The sequence below is a fragment of the Nostoc sp. genome, from assembly GCF_036916655.1.
In the GTDB taxonomy this organism is placed as follows: Bacteria; Cyanobacteriota; Cyanobacteriia; order Cyanobacteriales; family Nostocaceae; genus Nostoc.
Window position 1 is genome coordinate 21347 of sequence record NZ_JBALFY010000044.1, and the last position, 20283, is coordinate 41629.

The 20283-nt window shown below is 41.3% G+C and carries 14 protein-coding genes; 9 read left to right on the forward strand and 5 right to left on the reverse strand.

Features of this window, described 5'->3' with window-relative positions:
• Positions 1-130: 130 nt before the first annotated feature.
• Complete coding sequence (locus V7L31_RS11930) at positions 131-2263, reverse strand: tetratricopeptide repeat protein (RefSeq protein ID WP_334696414.1); 2133 nt, start codon at positions 2261-2263, stop codon at positions 131-133.
• A gap of 194 nt (positions 2264-2457) precedes the next feature.
• Between V7L31_RS11930 and V7L31_RS11935 the strand changes: the two genes are divergently transcribed.
• The 6 genes from V7L31_RS11935 to V7L31_RS11960 all read left to right on the forward strand — a co-directional run bounded on the left by V7L31_RS11935 (position 2458) and on the right by V7L31_RS11960 (position 8585).
• Positions 2458-3156 carry a rhomboid family intramembrane serine protease gene (locus V7L31_RS11935; protein ID WP_334696415.1) on the forward strand — a complete coding sequence of 233 codons (699 nt, stop codon included), beginning with the start codon at positions 2458-2460 and terminating at the stop codon, positions 3154-3156.
• A 435-nt stretch (positions 3157-3591) separates the two neighbouring features.
• Positions 3592-6231 (forward strand): PAS domain-containing hybrid sensor histidine kinase/response regulator, encoded by a 2640-nt coding sequence (locus V7L31_RS11940; RefSeq protein WP_334696416.1) that lies wholly within the window; start codon positions 3592-3594, stop codon positions 6229-6231.
• 84 nt (positions 6232-6315) lie between these two features.
• Positions 6316-6453, forward strand: a complete 138-nt coding sequence (locus V7L31_RS11945; protein ID WP_334696417.1) for a hypothetical protein — start codon at positions 6316-6318, stop codon at positions 6451-6453.
• A 100-nt stretch (positions 6454-6553) separates the two neighbouring features.
• Entirely contained in the window at positions 6554-6682 is a 129-nt protein-coding gene (locus V7L31_RS11950; RefSeq protein ID WP_334696418.1) for a hypothetical protein, read from the forward strand.
• Between the two features lie 101 nt (positions 6683-6783).
• Positions 6784-6942: a hypothetical protein gene (locus V7L31_RS11955; protein WP_334696419.1), complete on the forward strand. Its 159-nt coding sequence runs from the start codon at positions 6784-6786 to the stop codon at positions 6940-6942.
• Positions 6943-7271: 329 nt separating this feature from the next.
• Positions 7272-8585: a GTPase family protein gene (locus V7L31_RS11960; RefSeq protein WP_334696420.1), complete on the forward strand. Its 1314-nt coding sequence runs from the start codon at positions 7272-7274 to the stop codon at positions 8583-8585.
• Positions 8586-8718: 133 nt separating this feature from the next.
• Here V7L31_RS11960 and V7L31_RS11965 read toward each other — a convergent pair whose 3' ends face one another.
• The 3 genes from V7L31_RS11965 to V7L31_RS11975 form a co-directional block, all read right to left on the reverse strand.
• Entirely contained in the window at positions 8719-9951 is a 1233-nt protein-coding gene (locus V7L31_RS11965; RefSeq protein WP_334696421.1) for a DUF4336 domain-containing protein, read from the reverse strand.
• A 394-nt stretch (positions 9952-10345) separates the two neighbouring features.
• Complete coding sequence (locus V7L31_RS11970; RefSeq protein ID WP_334696422.1) at positions 10346-10750, reverse strand: ExbD/TolR family protein; 405 nt, start codon at positions 10748-10750, stop codon at positions 10346-10348.
• Positions 10737-11405, reverse strand: coding sequence for a MotA/TolQ/ExbB proton channel family protein (locus tag V7L31_RS11975; protein ID WP_292844881.1), 669 nt, complete (start codon positions 11403-11405; stop codon positions 10737-10739). The genes V7L31_RS11970 and V7L31_RS11975 overlap by 14 nt, the downstream gene beginning before the upstream one ends.
• Positions 11406-11747: 342 nt before the next feature.
• On the opposite strand from V7L31_RS11975, the gene V7L31_RS11980 reads away from it, so the two are divergent.
• Positions 11748-13223 (forward strand): energy transducer TonB, encoded by a 1476-nt coding sequence (locus V7L31_RS11980; protein ID WP_334696423.1) that lies wholly within the window; start codon positions 11748-11750, stop codon positions 13221-13223.
• On the opposite strand, the gene V7L31_RS11985 is transcribed toward V7L31_RS11980, so the two are convergent.
• Entirely contained in the window at positions 13214-13600 is a 387-nt protein-coding gene (locus V7L31_RS11985) for a hypothetical protein (protein WP_334696424.1), read from the reverse strand. The genes V7L31_RS11980 and V7L31_RS11985 overlap by 10 nt on opposite strands.
• A gap of 91 nt (positions 13601-13691) precedes the next feature.
• On the opposite strand from V7L31_RS11985, the gene V7L31_RS11990 reads away from it, so the two are divergent.
• On the forward strand, positions 13692-19547 hold the full coding sequence (locus V7L31_RS11990; protein WP_334696425.1) for a trifunctional serine/threonine-protein kinase/ATP-binding protein/sensor histidine kinase: 5856 nt from the start codon (positions 13692-13694) through the stop codon (positions 19545-19547).
• A gap of 163 nt (positions 19548-19710) precedes the next feature.
• Positions 19711-19881 carry a hypothetical protein gene (locus V7L31_RS11995; RefSeq protein ID WP_334696426.1) on the forward strand — a complete coding sequence of 57 codons (171 nt, stop codon included), beginning with the start codon at positions 19711-19713 and terminating at the stop codon, positions 19879-19881.
• Positions 19882-20283 lie beyond the last annotated feature (402 nt).

The window sequence follows — 20283 nt, forward strand, 5'->3', positions numbered from 1 at the left end:
TGAAAGCTTAAAACAGTGCATTAGACGTAGGTTGGGTGGAGCGGAGCGCAACCCAACATATATCAGGATGTTGGCTTTGGCAAAGCCTCCACCCAACCTACAATTTTTTTACTGTATTCATTTTTAATTTTTAATTCCCTTGTGGTGGATTGGTGGAATTAGGAAATGGCAGAACTGGAACAATTACAGGCTTAGGCTTTGAGATTTCGCCTTGTAGTTGAATTTGGGCTTGATTGCGGCCGTCTATTGCTTGTTGGTAATTAGATTTGTATTTTATTGCTTGATCGTAAGACGCGATCGCATCTTTAAATCGTTTCAAATTTAATAGTGCATTGCCTCTGCTATACCAGCTTTCAGAATGGTCTGGTTTATAACGAACTGCCTTATTATAAGATGCGATCGCATCTTCGTATTTCTGCAATATGTATTGGGAATTCCCTAGATTATACCAGAGTTGATAGTCATTTTGCTTAATTGTTGCCGCTTTGTTGTAAGATTTTATTGCTTCTTCATAACGTTGGCTTTTATGTAGCGACCAGCCCAAGTTATACCATGCTTGATAGTTTCTGGGATTGGATTTAATTACTTGATTAAAAGATTCAATCGCTTCTGGATAGCGTTGTAAATTTATCAGGATATTACCTCTTGAAAGCCAAGCTTGATAATAACTTGGCTGGTATTTTACAGCTTTATCATAAGCGGTGAATGCATCTTGATAGCGTTGCATTCTAACTCGATTATTTCCCAAATTGTACCAAGCTTGCTCGTAGTCTGGTTTGAGTTCAACGACTTTTTCCAAGGCTGCGATCGCTTCTTCATATCGTTTAGAATTCTGCAACGCTAATCCTTTTTTGTACCAAGCTTCATAATTATCTGGCTTGAGTTCGATCGCCTTCTCATAAGACTTAATCGCTTGGTCATATTGGTTTAAATTACTGAAAGCGTCACCTTTAGCATTCCAGACTTCTGAGTTGTTGTTATTTAATTCTAAGGCTTTGTCAAAAGAAGCGATCGCTTCTTGATATCGTTGTAAATTTCCCAATACAAAACCCCGTCCAACCCAAGCATCTAAATAATCTGGTTTAAGTTGAATTGCTTTGTCATAAGCCACTAATGCTTCTTTGTATTTTTTTAATTTATCTAGCGTTTTGCCTTGACCATTCCAGCCTTGAGGATAATCTGGTCGAATATTAACGGCTTTTTCATATACTTCTAGCGCGTCTTGATAACGTTGCAAATCAAAAAGCGTATTTCCTTGCTTAGATAATTCTATGGCATTATTTGAATTAATATTATTCCAAATAAATATTGATGCTACTCCACCAACCCCAAGCAAAAATATTGATAGTAAAATCTTACCCAATGTACCTTTTTTTGGTTGCGGTTTATTAATATTTTTGGGGGGCAAAACGGGAGTTAAAGCTATTGTTTGGGCAGGTGGTTTTGTTAACTCTTTCAGCGCTTGTAATGCCACCGTTGCTGAAGGATAGCGTTGCCGAAAGTCATAGCACACCATTTTATCTAAAAATTGAGCGAATTCTGGCGTCACCGTCGCTTGATTATGCCAGATAATTTCATTAGTATCAGCATCTTTGACTATTTCTTCTGGTGATAATCCCGTGAGAGCTTGAATAGCAATTATTCCCGCAGCATAGATATCACTGCTTAATTTTGGCGTACCATGAGCTTGTTCACCAGGAATATAACCAGGTGTACCAATAGCTACTGTTGCGATAGTTTGACCTTGGGGAGTAATAACTTGAGTAGCAATTTGTTTAACTGCACCAAAATCAATTAAAATTAATTTGCCATCTGGTTGGCGTCTGAGAATATTTCGCGGATTGACATCACGGTGAATTACATTCTGTTGATGGACAAATTCTAAGATTGTCAAAAGTTCTTGTAAAAGTAAAGTTACTTGCTCTTGACTTAGGGTTTTACCTGGTGTTAATTCTTGACTCAGGTCGTGACCTTCGATCAATTCTTGTACGAGATAAAATTCGGCATCCTCCTCAAAATAAGCTAAAAGTTGGGGAATGCGATCGTGAGTTCCTAATTTATAAAGAACTTGTGCTTCCGTATCAAATAAACGCCTAGCTGTCTCCAAAGTTACTGGATCGCTTGCCTGGAGTTTGAGTTTTTTAACAACACATAGAGGTGAACCGGGTAATTGAGTATCAGAAGCCACAAAAGTTTCACCAAAACCCCCACCTCCCAAGTGACTAATAATTTGGTATCTTCCTACAAGTGTGTTTCCTAGCATCTCGTTTGCCTAGTTAAGTGCGATGCGATCTGATTTCAATCTTGCCACACGTTAAGGAATAGGGAGATGAGGGGGATGAGGGAGCCAGGAAAAAGCAAGCGAGCAGGGAGTAAGAAAGAAGAGTTTTCCCCTCCGCCCCCTACACCCCGCCCCTCTGTCTCTTCTCCATGCCCAATGACTAATGACTAATCTATATGATTCCTATTAGTGATAATATTCGTTGTCGAAGTAAGCCGATTATTAATTATTGGTTGATTGGCATTAATCTGGCTGTGTTTTTATGGGAACTTAAACTAGAGTTTAATGATGAATTGGGCTATTTTATCAATAGTTGGGGTGTAATTCCAGCGCAGATTAGTGGGGCAATTACAAATGTACTATTCTTCAACAATGCTGCTTGGATAATTGTAATTTGGCGAGCATTTTCGCTACTTTTGGGAATATTTTTGCACGGCAGTTTTAGTCAAATATTAGGAAATCTACTATTTTTATGGGTTTTTGGGAAAACTGTAGAAAATATTCTGGGACACAAACGCTATCTCGGATTTTATCTAGCTGCTGGCGTGATTACAGAGGTAGTTCAAATTCTGACTGAACCGAGTTTGACAGTACCATTGATTGGGGGCAATGGTGCGATCGCAGCTATTTTAGGAGCATACATTATGAAGTTTCCTAAAGCTAAAATTGACACCATTTTGCCGTTAATAATCTTGTATATTCCTATCCAAGTACCGGCCTTTTTCTATATATTTTGGTGGTTTGGACAACAATTATTTTATGGTATCGGCAGCTTAAATATTCCTCCTGTGGGCGTAAATCAATCGGGTGTTGTTTTCTGGGGGCAAGTAGTGGCATTATTAATAGGTGGAGCTTTCATGCGATTCAAGAAATAAACTTTCTTTCGCTACTTTTGTAGGGTGGTCATTATTGACTAATGTTGAAAACCTCTATTTTTATATTTGTGGCAGTGCTTAACCTACAATTATTGGAAATCACATATATCTTTTGGCGGAAATATCTAAACTGGTTTTGCTTAAAAAATATATCGTTAATAGACAAAATGATTACTGTAATAATATTTTAAATTTTCAAATTTTGACTTTTGAAGTGTTTATATACCTTTTGATGGATTGAATTTTTAGCTATAAAATTTATAGATCAAACTAGGGCATACCTCAATACAGTTTAGATTGAGCGATAAAACACTTGTAGAGACGGCGATTTATCGCGTCTCGAACCCCAAAATTGTTGCCAGTAGCCCTTAAAGCAAGCCTATTAGGACATACATCTCTTCAAGTCGGTGTTATTAAGTATTAATGGTGTACAAGATGCCAAATGTTGATAAAATTAACTTTCAACTCACTGATCAATTAGCACTTTTGCGGCAGCGTGTAGCTGAGTTAGAGCAATCAGAGATATCTTCTCAGCAAAGGCAAGCAGTGCTTGAGGAAGAATTAATAGAACTAAAAAGAAAGCTGTCGGGAGAGGTAGAAAATCCTCATATTCCAGTTGTCGATCTACATATTCATAAGGACACATCAACTATCAATCTATTAACAAGTGTGGAAGTACTTCTACAGCAACTTCAACAAGAAATTGCCAAACGAGAGCAATTAGAACTAGTCCTAAGAGATAGTGAGGAACGGCTGAGGCTAGTTCTAGATGTTTCTGACATGGGATTGTGGGATTGGAATGTTGTTACCAATCAAGTAATCTGGTCTGAAAATTATGAAATGCTTTTTGGTTTAATTCCAAGTAGTTTTGATGGGCCTTATGAGACGTTTCAAAAGTGTGTTTATTCTGAAGATAAGCAATCTGTTATGGAGGCGATCGCTTACGCGTTGGCGCACAAAATAGACTACAACGATGAATTTCGCATAGTTAGGTCAGACCAAAGCGTGCATTGGATTTCTGCTAAGGGAAAATTTATCTATGACGATCAGGGTCAAGCAGTAAGAATGATCGGCGTTTGCATGGAAACTACTGTGTGCAAGCAGGCAGAAGAAAGCACTCGCGAACTAACAACCCAAGTCCAAGAACAGGCAAATATCTTAAATGCTATCCTGACTGCCTCAGTCGATCATATTTACATCTTTAATCGCCAAGGTTACTATCAGTATGTTAGCCGTGACGGAGCAACAATACTAGGCTTAAAACCCCAAGATATTATCGGCAAAACTTTGCCAGAACTGGATCTACCCCCAGACCTAATAATGCAGGTAGAGAACCAACGACAAGCTGTAATGGAAACTGGGCAGCCGCTCAAAGATGAGTGTAAATATATTACTGCTGATGGCGTACATTATTATGAATATATCCTCACAGCATTACGCAATGTTGACCAAAGTATTGAAGGTGTAATTGCTGTTTCTCGCGATATTACTGAACACAAACGGGCAGAAAAATCATTACGTGAAAGTGAAGCACGATTTCGGCGTTTGTTTGAATCTAACCTCATCGGGGTCGCCTTTTGGACTGTAGATGGATTAGTGATTGATGCTAATGATGCTTTTCTTCAACTAGCTGGCTACACTCGTGATGAGTTTGGCACTTTAGGTAAAATTAATTGGAAAGAAATTACTCCTGTTGAGTATAAAGATTTAGACGATCGCGCCATTTTAGAGGTGCAAGCCAAAGGAATTTCCAAAATTTACGAAAAAGAGTACATCCACCGCAACGGCAAGCGAGTACCCATTGTCTTGGGGGTGGCCCTGCTGAATGACTCTCAAGAACATGGTGTTGCTTTTGTACTCGATATTACCGATCGCAAACTAGCAGAAAATGAATGCGATCGCCTCCTCGAACGCGAAAGGACAGCACGCCAACAAGCAGAAATCGCCAACAAAATTAAAGATGAATTTTTAGCAGTTCTCTCCCATGAACTGCGAACCCCACTCAACCCCATCCTGGGATGGTCGAAAATGCTGCGGACTCGCAAATTTGACGACAAAACTACTAACCACGCCTTAGAAACCATTGAACGCAACGCCAAGTTACAAACCCAGCTAATTGAAGATTTATTAGATGTGTCTCGCATCCTCCAAGGAAAATTAAACTTGAATGTCTGTCCAGTAAACTTGGTAATGGTAGTTGAAGCAGCGCTAGAAACGGTACGACTAGCAGCAGCAGCCAAGTCAATTCAAATTCAGACCATATTTGATCCCAGTTTAGGACAAGTGATGGGCGACCCAAATCGGCTGCAACAAGTTGTGTGGAACCTGCTTTCTAATGCGGTAAAATTTACACCAACAAGCGGACGCGTAGAAATTCGACTCATGGAAGCTGATAATCAGATTCAAATTCAAGTCAGCGATACAGGTAAGGGAATTATCCCAGACTTTATACCTTATGTGTTTGATTATTTTCGCCAAGCTGATGGCACAACTACGCGGACATTTGGCGGACTAGGTTTAGGATTAGCGATCGTGCGTAAGGTTGTAGAAATGCATGGGGGAAAAGTTAAAGCCGAAAGTGCTGGAGAAGAAGCAGGTGCAACCTTTACTGTTGAATTACCGCTTTTAATCAGAAGCGAACAGGTTTGGGGTGAAGAGAATCAGTCTTTATCTTTTGAGTCTGAATCCTCCCTCCTTGCGGACACTCAAGTTTTAGTGGTAGACGATGAACCAGATATCCGCGACTTAATTACCTTCATTTTACAAGACTACGGTGTAGAAGTAACCGCCGTAGCATCAGCCCAAGAAGCGCTACAAGCACTATCTGAGTCGATACCAGATGTTTTAATTAGTGACATTGGAATGCCAAAGACAGACGGTTATATGCTGATGCGGGAAGTGCGATCGCGATCGCCCCAACAAGGAGGAAGTGTACCAGCGATCGCGCTGACAGCTTATGCAGGGGAAATGAATCAACAGCAAGCGCTAGCAGCAGGATTTCAAATGCATATCTCCAAACCAGTAGATCCAGATGTATTGTTGAAAGCGATCGCTGATTTGATTAAGCAAAGTTGATACTAGATAAGCGTCTGTCGGCTGTCCATCACTTTAGTGTTGTGCGATCTCTACTGCTTTACTGCTAGACTCTGAATAGTCCTTATGCTTTCAGAAATTATGGCATCTGTTGAGCAGATCATGAAAGAAGCCTTAACTTTGTCTAGTGCAGCGAGAGCATTGTTGGCAGAGCTGGTTGAAAGTCTTGAATTTGATGTAGACGAAACACTCCAAACCCTGTGAACAGATGAAGCCAAGAAGCGTAGAGATGAAATTCGCAGCGATGCAGTTTCACCCATTTCTGGAGAGGAAGCGTTAGCTAGGTAAGACAACTTTTGGAGTAATGAAATACGTCTTTCATCCAGCAGCATTGAGTGAGTACGGTGAAGCAGTCAGGTTTTACGCAGAGCGCAAGTTTGAATTAGCACAAGCATTTATTAAGGGACTTCCGAATAAAAAAATATTCAATTAACTCTTGTGGGGTGGGCAACATGAGCGCCCAGTCTATAGGGCTCTCGTGTCGCCCACCCCACAATATTGGATAATTGTCGGGAAACGCTATAAGCCGACACAATGGCATTGTTAATCGACACAATGGCATTGTTAGTCGATGCAATGGCATTGTTAGTCGATGCAATAATTTACCTTGTTACGTTTTTCGACAGCTACGGTTTGTTTTGGAGTGTAAGCCACCACTACCTCCAAAACGCGATCGCCCACGAACACTACTAAAGGTACTAGTACAACACGGCGTAAATAAACCACCCCTGACGCTCGTTCGCCCTTGGCGTCTCCCCTTGGGAGAAGACTCGCTAACGCTGCGCTAACGGGTTCAGCAGTTCCTCATGGGAGGAACCCTCAGACGCTCGCGGACTCGCTAACGCTGCGCTATCGCCTTTAGCGTCTCCCCTTGGGAGAAGACTGGACTGCCTCACCATTTCAAATTAATGAAACGCTTACGCTGTATTCATTTTTAATTTTTAATTCCGCCTTGCGGTACTAGTTATCCCTTTGAGAATCGCTATAAGATTAGTGAAAGCGTCTTCTACGTTTGGATGGGAATGACTGAGCAAGATGATTCTCAGCAATTGAGTGAACCGACCGATGGAGCAACTACCAAATCGGTCGATAATTCCTGGACAAACCGCCTTGGTGGTGTCTGGAACAAAGCAACAACACGTCTAACGCAACTTCTACCTGTAGAACAAGTAGCACAGACGGTTGTGGAATGGTTTAGTGTGAGTGAAACTCAGGTTACAGAGATTTTAGAGAAAATCCGAGCCGAACTCCCAACTACAGAAGCCCTCCTAATTGGTAAACCCCAAGCCGGAAAAAGTTCAATCGTCCGGGGGTTGACGGGAGTTTCTGCCGAAATTATCGGTCAGGGATTTCGTCCTCATACGCAACACACCCAGCGCTATGCTTATCCTTCCAATGACCTGCCGTTACTGATTTTTACTGATACGGTGGGATTGGGCGATGTTAAACAAGATACTCAAACAATCATTCAGGAGTTAATTGGCGATTTACAACAGCAAACGCGTTCCGCCAGAATCCTCCTTTTGACCGTTAAAATCAATGATTTTGCAACTGAAACTCTACGACAAATTGCTCAACAGCTACGCCAGAAGTATCCAGACATCCCCTGTCTACTGGTAGTTACTTCCTTACATGAGGTTTATCCTGCCGATATCGCAGATCATCCCGCCTATCCGCCAGATTATGAGGAAGTCAATCGCCCATTTACCGCAATCCAACAAGCCTTCGCAGGAATAACAGATCGCTCTGTACTCATTGACTTTACCTTAGAAGAAGATGGCTATACTCCGGTATTTTACGGCTTAGAAGCACTGCGAGATTCCTTAGCAGAACTCCTCCCACAAGCAGAAGCCCAAGCGATTTATCAGCTATTAGATCGAGAAGAAGTAGGCCAGCAAATTAGTAACCTCTACCGAGATGCTGCACGCCGTTATATTTTGCCATTTGCAATTATGTCTGCCACCCTCGCCGCTGTGCCTCTGCCATTTGCCACAATGCCCGTACTCACTGCTTTGCAAGTTTCAATGGTGGGACTATTGGGTAAATTATATGGGCAGACAATTACGCCATCTCAGGCGGGAGGTGTTGTAAGTGCGATCGCAGGTGGTTTTTTAGCACAGGCCATTGCACGGGAGTTAATTAAATTTATACCAGGTTTTGGGAGTGCGATCGCCGCCTCTTGGGCAGCCGCTTATACTTGGGCATTAGGGGAAGCAGCTTGCGTTTACTTTGGTGATTTAATGGGAGGTAAAAAACCCGATCCCCAGAAAATTCAGTTGGTGATGCAAGAAGCATTTCAAGCCGCGCAAGAACGGTTTAAAGGAATCAAACGTTAAGAAAATATCCGATGTTGAGTTGGCTGCTTCAACTTATGTAATTAACTGAAGGGGTAATAAAATCTAATTAGCCAAAACACTTGTAGAGACGGCGATTTATCGCGTCTTGTAACCCAAGCGTATCGCTCTATGCCTACACCTTCTCCTTTGCTGCTGGCACAATGCCAAATTTATTTAAACCTGCATCGATTTCCCTCAGTGTTTTAAAATCCTCCTCTGGTAAAAGATAGTTACTACTACTCAACAAACCCTTACTAACAGCAGGCTGCTTTTCCAAAAAAGAGAAAGCTTGGCGAAATTGCTGCGGTTCGGCTTTAATCGGTGAATCAAAATGGCAGGGAATAATCCACTCAAAGTCCCAACTTGCAACTTTATCAGCCCACTCAATGGTTTCTTTGGGTGCGCGGTTCAGAATCAATGTCTGTAAAATTGGGGCAACAAATAAACGCCCATTTCCTCGCAAAGCATCAAACGATCGCTGCCAATCTGGATGCCATTTAAAGGGATACAATCCAAAATAGGCTTTTCTTGAGCGTTCTGGTGCTTTCAGGGCATCTTGCAACACCTGACTCCATTGAGGTATATCTAGTGCCTTTGGTTGAAAGTACAAAGCAAACAACGAGATGCGCTGCCAACCCTTACGGCGATTTTCTTGAATGTCTGCAACAATATCAGAAGCACGATCCTTGGCATGAAATAGCAAAGGATATGGATCTAATAGAACGATCGCAGGTGGATCTTCTGAGATCGAAAGTACGGAATCTGTTACTAAAAGAGTATGCGATCGCTTGTGAAAAAAAGCAACTTCCGCAAATCGACCAGTCCCAAGAGCGATGGGGCCAAGCATTGCATAATCAAACTCATCAGCAAAGGGTGTTTTGCGACTATCTTCTGGGAGTAATTGAGTTCGTTTTGGGGGTAAGCCAAGCCAGCTAAGGGGTAGATTTAGCGGAAAACTCCACTGATGGGGAGCCACAAACACCTGTGCAGTCGGAAAGTATCTGGCGAAGGGGCCGACGAAAACCTTGTGTTCTATACCAGAGATAGTTGGCAAAATAATGTACTTAACATTACCGTGTTTTGCCACTAACTCATTCACAAGTCTGATGCACTCTGGAGTTGGCGCAACAGGCGCGTAAACGAGAAGACCTCCAGCTTCGAGCTTAACAACAGTCATGCGAATCGGTACAACAACGTAGAAAATGCCCTGAATTTGGTCAAAATTCCAGATTGTGTCCTTAAGGACTTCTTTACGGATTGTCTGCCGCCTGCCATAAGGGTAGAGTGGCAAAACAGGCCATAATCCCCAGGAAAAATCCTTTGGGTAAATCTGTTGTGTATTGACTATGCGTTCATCATCAGCCACTCTGGAACCCCCTCCAAATTCCCTAATCAAATACTAGTCCTATCGCTGAGTTTGAGTGCGGCTATGATCGCACAGAGCTATAATTACCAATATACTTTGCTGATATTACCTATTTAGAATTTTTACAAAATTACTTATAGCGGAATATAAAGCTTTTTAACTTAACAGATGAGACATCAATCAGAGAATTTATGATTGCTCCTATCCTTGCTAAAATCTGCGATCAGACAATAGTTAAGCCTCTGCTTTCTGCCTTATCCAAACGATATAGCATTTCCCATTCAGATGGGGTACAACGTTATATTGCAAGCTGTAGGGAACATACCGTGCCCCTACAGGTGTACCTCACGTAAACGAGAAACGCTATAATTATTTACGCCGATCTACTTAGTTTTTATCTTTGGGTAGCGATCGCTAACCTTGTTCCTTTCACCTGACGTACTTGATCCATTATCCCCACTATCTCACCGTGCAAGACCTTTTGATCGGCATTAATAATCACCAATGTATCTGGGTTAGAACCAACTAAAGTCCGCACTTGTGCTGCTAGATCATTAACTGCTACTGGATTGCGGTTTAGGCTAACCTGACCTTTTTCATCCACCGTGATGGTAATTTTATTGGGAATTTGCTGTTCTTTGGCCGTGGCTGCCTTCGGTAGATTTACTGGTAGCCCTTCCGATCGTGTTAAAAACAGCGTTGACATAATAAAAAATGTCAAAAGGGCAAACATCACATCAATCAGAGGTACTACATTTATAAACGGTGGTAAATCTGGTTCATTATCATCTAGATCCATAGGACTTCTCCTGTTGTTCGTGGCGATCGAGTTGGTCATAGCGATCGAGGAACAGTATTTCTAACTGTCCGCCGTACTCTTGAATCATTGCTATCTGTTTCTGGTATAGTCCCCGGAAAATACTGGCTCCTAAAAGCACAAAGATAGCCACAATCAATCCTGAGGCGGTAGCAACTAAAGCTTCACTAATACCAGCAGTGACTACACCAGTTTTAGTACCTCCGACATCACCAATATTCAGCCCCGCAAATGAGCGAATTAATCCTAAAATTGTGCCGAGAAGTCCCAACAAAGGCGCTAAACCGATAATGGTGTCAAATACAGCTTGAAACCGCTTGAGCGTAGGAATTTCTGCTTGCGCTTCGCTTTTCAAAGCCAAACGAAATTTCTCTGGAGTCGGTCTTTCTAGCTGTAGTCCAGCCAGAAAAATACGTGCTATGGGTAAATCTACATTTTTTTGCAGCTTATCCACAGCACTCACGACATTATCAAGTCGATAAAGATTTAAAACCTCTCGCACTACCCGGTTTTGACGCTTACCAATCTGTATCCAAAACTTTGCCCGCTCAATCATTAGTGCCCCTGCCAAGACCGAAAAGGCCAACAGGGGTAACATGACCACACCGCCTGCTTCAAACAAATTCTGAATTCCCATGTAGTGCCTCTAAACGTCATCAATAATACAAAATCAGACTACCAGAATCAAGCTAAAAAATGAAACTTTTTCTCAATAGAGTCTAAGATATAATCATAATTTTTTCAAATCTAGCACTCATTAGTTTTATTAAATATTTTTCTATTTTACATAAATTAATTTAATTAATACATAACACAAAAATTAACTGTATCTAGAAATCCTCATAATCAACAGTAAAGATATTTTTACTATTAAGTATGTTGTTCGCAACAGTGCCCGAAATGATTTTAATTTTTTACTTGATATTTGCAATCATGCATTCTAAGATAGCTAGATTAGTGAGAATAGGTAGCAATAGCTATGAGTTTTTCCGGCACTACTGTCGAGCAACGTTCCAAAGAAGTTGAGGCTCTCAAGTCTTTTCTGACTTACAGTCTGATAGGTTCACTGGCGCTGCATATCGGCGTACTGTCATCAGGCATAGGTAATTATTTAACGAGAGTGCCCACAGGTGAAGAAGAACCAATAGAGTTTGCGATCGTGGATTCTCCGACTGCGGAACCAGAAAAACCAATTGCAGAGATTCCAGAAGAAATCAAAAAAGAACCAGAGTTTGTCCAAAAACCAGTAGAAAAAGTTCAGCAGCAATTTGAACAGATTACAGCAGTCCCTCAGAAGCTACAGCCGACAAATACACCGCCAAAAGCAATTGTTAGCAAGCCAGAAGTTCCTGTGAAATCTGCACCTGTTCCCCAATCAGCGCGAGAAGTTCCTATCAAATCTGCACCTGTTCCCCAATCAGCGCCATCTGAAGCAAGTTCGGCGGGTGGCGGTGGCGGCGGTGGTGGCTCTGGTGTTGGTTTAGGCTCAGGTAGTGGTATTGCTGTAGGTACAAGCACCGGAACTGGCACTGGTGGAGGAACTGGTACTGGCACTGGTGGTGGCATCGGTAGCGGCACTGGTAGTGGTATTGGTAGTGGAATTGGTAGCGGTACTGGCAGTGGAATTGGTAGCGGTACTGGCAGTGGTATTGGTAGCGGTACTGGCAGTGGTATTGGTAGTGGCACTGGTAGCGGTATTGGCAATGAAACAGGAAACCGTCCCACAGTAGCAACAAGGCCAATAGCACCAACACCTCCAAAAATTAACAGTTCAGGTAATGGTAATGGTCGTGCAGCCTGCCGTGAATGTAATGCTAAATATCCAGAAGCAGCAAGACGGCGAGGAGTTGAAGGCAGAGTAGAAGTAGCTGTAGATACTGATGCACAAGGTAATGTGACAAATGTGCGGATTGCTCGCTCCAGTGGAAACCGCGATTTGGATGAAGAAACAGCCAGACAAGCGCGTGAGTGGAAATTAAAACCCGCAGAAGGCGGTAGACAAGGAGTGTCCATCGCCACTGAATTTGCCATACAAGGTTCACGACGATATCGCCAAGTTCAAGAACGGAAAACACAAAGACAAGCCGAAGAGAGAACCCAGCAGACAACGGCTGCCAATTCTACTGAAGAATCCCCAAGACGTAGGCGCAGAGAGTTGGCCCCCTCATCAAGACCAGCAATATCTGGATTTAGTAGACGGTTGGAATCTCAAAGAGTTGAAAATACTTCTACAAACTCATCATCTGAAACTAGGACAACTCGCACTCAAGAAACTGCAAGAGAGTCCTTACGCCGCATCCAACGTGAACGAGCGACTACCAATTCATCACAAAAGCCACAAGCACCCATAAATCGGCGGCGAAGAGATAATGCTAGCCAAAACAAGTTGCGGGAATCTTTGCGCGGTTTACGCCAACAACCTCAGTCACAACCTGCTGCTCCCAGTCAGCAGTAGTCTTTTAAGTCGAACCTGACTACAAAGTTATTGCAATCATACTTGAAAGACTCTTTGTGGTATCGAGCATAGCCGTGGGTCATTTTCACCCACATAATATTATAACTGTCGATCCAGATAGTCACTACATCTTCGGGCTGGCAGTTTTTGAAGTAGTCCGACTGATTGACGATGGTTGCATTCATTTGGCGATCCTGTGTGGTTAGCGGAGCTTTTGTTGGCGTAGGGGCTGAAAGTTGTGTAATCACTAGATAAATACCTCTTAAATAGGTAAAAGGGCGATCGCAAGTTTTCCAGGCCAGCGATCGCCTTTTGTTTTGCGTGAACAACGTTTTTGCTTTTGACCAAAAAGCATTGGTTTTCCCTAAAACAACCATCAATTCCTCTCGATAGCGTTATACAACATCAAGTTGATGGGAATACTAATGTCAGCAGGGAAAACAAAATTCTGTCATAAGGTATGTATAGATGGCGACTATGAACTCTATCCCCATCATTCCAGGATATCAAATTGACTCTCAACTGTATGCTGGCTCTAGAACCAACGTGTATCGAGCTATTCGCCAATCAGACCAACTTCCAGTCGTTATTAAACTTCTGACCTTAGAGTATCCCAGTTTTAACGAATTACTACAATTTCGCCATCAGTATACAATCAGTAAAAATCTCAATATTGCTGGAATTATTCATCCCTTATCGCTAGAAACCTATGGCAATAGCTATATTTTGGTGATGGCAGATATTGGAGAAATTTCTTTAAGAGAATACATTAAAAACTCAAGTTTATCCTTAATAGAAAATTTAAATATTGCTATTCAACTAGTCCGCATTATCCACAAATTACACGAAAGTCGCATTATTCATAAAGATATTAAACCAGCAAATATTCTGATTCATCCCCAAACAAAACAAATTCAACTCATTGACTTTAGTATTGCTTCATTACTACCTAAAGAAACCCAAGAAATTAAAAGTCCAAATGTTTTAGAAGGAACTCTCACCTATATCTCTCCAGAACAAACAGGCAGAATGAACCGTGGCATCGACTACCGCAGCGATTATTATTCTTTGGGTGTAACATTCTATGAAATATTCACAGGAAAGTTACCATTTAATTGTGACGACCCGATGGAATTGGTGCATTGTCATCTGGCAAAAATGCCATCCCAGCTAGAAGGTAGAAGTAAAGAAATACCAAAGGTCTTATGGAATATTGTCATGAAGTTAATGGCGAAAAACGCCGAAGATAGATATCAAAGTGCTTTGGGATTAAAGCATGATTTAGAACTTTGTTTAGCTCAAATCCAAGATACAGGAGAAATTAGAGATTTTGAAATCGGTCAGTGGGATGTCTGCGCTCACTTCCTCATCCCAGAAAAGTTATATGGCAGAGAAGCAGAAGTAGCTAGCTTATTACAAGCATTTGAGCGTGTGATTCACGGCACATCAGAAATCATGCTAGTAGCAGGATTTTCGGGGATTGGGAAAACTGCTGTCGTGAATGAAGTCCACAAACCAATTACCCGTCAGCAGGGTTATTTCATCAAAGGTAAGTTTGACCAATTCAATCGTAATATTCCCTTATCCGCCTTTGTGCAAGCTTTACGCGACTTAATGGCGCAATTGTTGTCAGAATCAGACGCACAATTGGTACAGTGGCGTAATCAAATTCTTCAAGTTCTTGGAGACAATGGGCAGGTTTTGATTGAAGTAATTCCAGAATTAGAACAGGTAATTGGTAAACAACCGCCTGCACCAGAACTATCGGGAACGGCGGTACAAAATCGGTTTAATTTACTGTTTCAAAAGTTTATTGCTGTCTTCACCGCAAGGGAATATCCACTGGTGATGTTTTTGGATGATTTGCAGTGGGCAGATTTGGCATCTCTACAGTTAATTAAGCTGCTGACGGAAAATCAAAAATATCTGCTTTTGTTAGGTGCTTATCGAGATAATGAAGTATCAGTCATACATCCATTTATGTTGAAGGTGGAGGAACTCAAGAAAACTGGTAAGACTGTTAATACTATTACTCTTACTCCGCTTTCCTTGAGTGATACCAATCAGCTAGTGGCTGATACTTTACATTGTACGACACAGATATCACGTCCCCTAACAGAATTAATCAATCGTAAAACTAAAGGCAATCCCTTTTTTATTACGCAGTTTCTCAAAGCTTTATACGAAAATAAACAAATTAAATTTAATCACGAGCAAGGTTACTGGGAATGTGATTTTGCTCAAGTCAATACGCTGTCTGTGACTGATGATGTGGTGGAATTTATGGCTACTCAGTTACAGAAATTGCCCCAGCAAACGCAAAATATCCTGAAGTTAGCTGCTTGTATTGGTAATTCTTTTGATTTAACTACTTTGGCAATTGTTTCACAACAGTCGTCGCAGAAAGTGGCAGATGCTTTGTGGAAGGCTTTACAGGAAGGATTGATTTTACCGCAAAGTCAAGTTTATAAGTTTTATCTCAGCCATGAGCAAGAAGTTAATACTAATAATATCGAAAATCTTGCTTATCGCTTTCTGCACGATCGCGTCCAACAAGCTGCTTATTATTTAATTCCCGAAGACCAAAAACAAGCTACTCATTTGGCGATCGGTCAATTATTGCACGCTAAAACGCCTGTAACTCAACTAGACAATATCTTTGAAATTGTCAATCACTTGAATATAGGCATTGATTTGATAACTCAGCTTGACAAAAAACTGGAATTAGCACAACTGAATTTGCTAGCGGGGCGCAAAGCCAAAGCAGCGATCGCCTATAATGCTGCTGTCAAATATTGTACCCAAGGTATTGACTTACTGCCCTTTGATGCCTGGACAAAACATTACACATTAACCCTGAATCTGCATAATGAGCGTTTAGAAGCTGCCTGCCTTAATACAGACTTTGACAAGCTGGCAGGATGGGGTGACGTTGTGTTGCACTCTGCTACTTCTTTGCTTGATACGATTAAGGTCTATGAAACTCGAATGACGGCATTTCGGTCTCAAGGTCAATTTGCCAAAGTAATTGAGACTGGGTTGCAAGTGTTGAAATTACTCGGTGTGGAATTTCCCGAACAGCCAATGATGGCAGATATTAGCACAGCAGCCCAACAGACAAGGCAACTATGGATGGGGCGCGCACCCCTAAGTTTGCTGGATTTGCCGGCGATGAGCGATCCGCATCAACTTGCAGCCATGCAAATAATGACTACACTGGTTTCCTCTGCATACATTGCTAAACCGACACTGTTACCACTACTCACATCCAAGCAAGTGGAGATGGCTATCCAGTTTGGCAATTCATCTATTGCCATTTTTTCCTATGCAGACTATGGAGTGACTCTTTGTGGTTTTATCGGAGACATTGATGCTGGGTATGAGTTTGGACAACTTTCGTTAAAGTTACTAGAACAACAGCAGATTAACGCTTTTAAAAGCAGAGCTTACTTTATTGTCAACAGCTTTATTCGGCACTGGAAGGAACCTTTACATCATAGTATCCCATCTTTACTAGAAGCTTATCAAAGCGGCTTAGAAACGGGAGATTGGGTATGCGTCGCGTTGAACTTAGTGTCATATAGTCAGTGTAGCTATTGGAGTGGTCGAGAATTAAATGATTTGGCAGAGGAAATGGAGACTCATTGGCAAGTCATCAGCCAGGTCAAACAAGAAGCAACGATAAAATATTATGAATGCTACCAGCAAGCGATTCTCAATTTATTAGGACAAGCGGAAGTTCCCTATTGTTTACAGGGCAAAGTCTTCAATGCCGCCCAAATCTTACCCACCTTCCAAGCTGCCAGTAATCGCACGGGGTTATTCTATCTTCATCTCAATCAAGCTGTTCTCTGTTATTTGTTCGGAGAATACGAAGCAGCTTCACAACAAGTAGCCTTAGCAGAACAGTATAGTAATGCTGTAACTGGCTATTTCGTCGCAGTTGTCCGAGTTTTTTATGATGCTTTAATTCATCTAGCACGTTACACCGATGTTAATGCCCAAGAACAATCAGCCATTTTAGAGCGAATCAATGCCCATCAAGAAAAACTACAAATTTGGGCTATTCATGCCCCATTCAATCATCAACATCGTTGGCAACTTGTAGCAGCAGAACACTATCGAGTGCTTGGTCAATTTACTGAGGCGATGGAACATTACGATTTAGCTATTGCCCAAGCCAAAACACATGGTTATGTGCAAGATGAAGCACTCAGCAATGAACTGGCTGCTAAATTTTATCTAAGTTGGGGCAAACAGAAGGTGGCAGCAGGCTATATGCAGGAGGCATACTACTGTTACGCTCGTTGGGGTGCAAAAGCCAAAACCGAGGATTTGGAAAATCGCTATCCCGATTTACTACGCGTTATTCTCCAGCAGAGAGTACAATCACTGCATGTGCTGGAAACAATATCGAGCAGCGTTAGTCGCCCACTCTCGGTTCATAATTCCACTCATTTGGGTCGTTCTTCTAACACTGACATTAGTAGCTTTGATTTTGCTGCTATCCTCAAAGCCTCCCAAGCCATTTCCGGTACGATTCAACTGGACGAACTACTGCACAGATTAACACAGATTATTCTGCAACATTCTGGGGGCGAGCGTTGTGCCTTAATCCTACCTAATACTCAAGGAAAATGGTTGGTAAGAGCCATTGCTACACCCGAAACCACAGAACTTTGTGCCGAACCTTTAGAGGATAACCCCAACTTACCAATTAAGTTGATACAGTACGTCAAAAACACCGAAGAAATTGTGATGATTGACGACCTCAAAACCAATTTACCTGTAATTGATGAGTATTTAAGTCAACGACAACCAAAAAGTTTGTTGTGCTTGCCAATTCTCAATCAAGGACGCTCAATTGGAATTTTGTATTTAAAGAATCGTTCTACTAGTAGTGTGTTTACAAGCGATCGCATCCTTATTCTCAACTTTCTTTGTACCCAAGCGGCTATTTCTCTAGAAAATGCCCGTCTTTATGAAGATGCACAAATTTATACTCAACAGTTAGAACAATCTCTAGAAAAATTACGGCTCAGTGAAGCCCGCTTTCAGAAACTAGCAGATAATGTTCCTGGTATGATTTATCAGATCCGAATTAAAGCCGATGGTTCAGCTTCAGTACCCTACGTCAGTTCTGGGTGTCAAACTCTTTACGAAGTCCCAGCAGAAGATTTCCTGTCAGGGAAATGTAGCCTGCGTGATTTTGAACATCCCGACGATGGCGCAGAGGCCTTTCGAGCAGTTGTTGAGTCAGCACAAAATCTTACCACATTTCAGCATGAGTGGCGCATTATTACACCCAATGGGAATGTCAAGTGGGTAAAAGCTGCTTCTCAGCCAGAACGCGGCGAGGATGGTGAAATGGTATGGGATGGAATTCTAATTGATATTAGCGATCGCAAACTTGGTGAAGCTGCTATTAAGCAAAAATCTCAAGAACTGGAAAATGCTTTGCAAAAACTGCAACAAGCCCAACTGCAAATGATACAACATGAAAAAATGTCTGCACTAGGTAACTTAGTTGCTGGAGTAGCTCACGAAATGAACAATCCCCTCGGCTTTATTTCGACTAGCCTCCAACAAGCTAAACCTATCTTGGCTGATATCACTGAACACCTAAAATTATATCAAAAAGCTCTACCGAATCCGGAAGTAGAAATTCTCGACCATGCTGAAGAAATTGACTTAGACTATAGCTTAGAAGATATGCCAAAGATGGTTGACGCAATGGTTATCGCTTCTGAGCGATTAAAAAATATCAGCACCAGCTTAAGAACTTTCTCCCGGGGCGATAAAGATTATAAAGTGCCATTTAACATCAATGAAGGTATTGATAGTACAATTTTAATTCTCAAACATCGCCTCAAAGCGAATGAGCAACGTCCAGAAATTATAGTTGTAACGGAATACGATAATTTACAGCCAATCGACTGTTTTCCTGGACAACTAAATCAGGTATTTATGAATATTCTAGCTAATGCTATTGATGCTTTAGATGAGTCAAGTATAGGTCGGAACTTTGAATACTTTAAGCTAAATCCACATAAAATTATAGTGAGAGCTATCATTGAAAATGATACCTTAAAAATATCAATTGCTGATAATGGTATAGGAATCAACGAAGATGTAAAAGCACACATATTTGACCATTTATTTACTACCAAAGGAGTAGGAAAAGGCACAGGACTAGGACTAGCAATCGCACAACAGATTGTGGAGGAAATACATGGGGGTAGAATTGAAGTTAATTCTGTTTTAGGAAAAGGAACAGAATTTCTAATTTATATCCCCATTATTGAGAGGATATTTATAAAGTAAATCTAAAGGATATCCCTCAGATAAAAAGGCTGCGATTACCAGCTAACTGGGCGATGGTCGCAAGCGTTATTCTTGAGAGAATTTAATTGTTCCTAGCTTTTCTGATTTAGCCATTTCCGGCAATTGGATCAAGTTTTGAATCAGTTTGTTGTCAAAGTGGGATATGATTTCGGTGTTTGATGCTGTGCGATCGCTGTCAATAGTGGAAGAGTTAACCAATGCAGAAGTAGACGACTGCGAACAATTATTAGATATTTCCTTTAAACAGTTAACTGCCCAAGAACTGGCAGCAATGACGGGAGTATTAGCTAGTCCAGAATTAGTAGCGGCGTAGGGATTTTTATTTTTAAGAGTAGCTGTAAGCTTGATTACCACAAGTCTCGTTTTTCTCTCTTTTTGTGCCCATATAGTCAAGTCAATTTTAATTTGTTCAGATATTTCACTCCCTAGCTAAAATTTTATTTTATTTACCCTCACAGAGGTCTAGAAAATTAAATTATCTTTCTTGAAAAATAAGTTTAACATTTTGTGCATCTGCATAAAATTATTCTGTTTTCTTGAGTTGAGCTATTTCAAATAGTGTCGCAGCCATGACCACAGTTGATTTTTGAACTGAACGGGCTCTGGTGATGGTGAATAAATTGATGGTTTTGTTTGAGCAATATTATTCATTGAAAGTACACAAATAGTTAGTTCGCCATCTGTATAATATCTGTCACCTCCTCCGTTACGACCA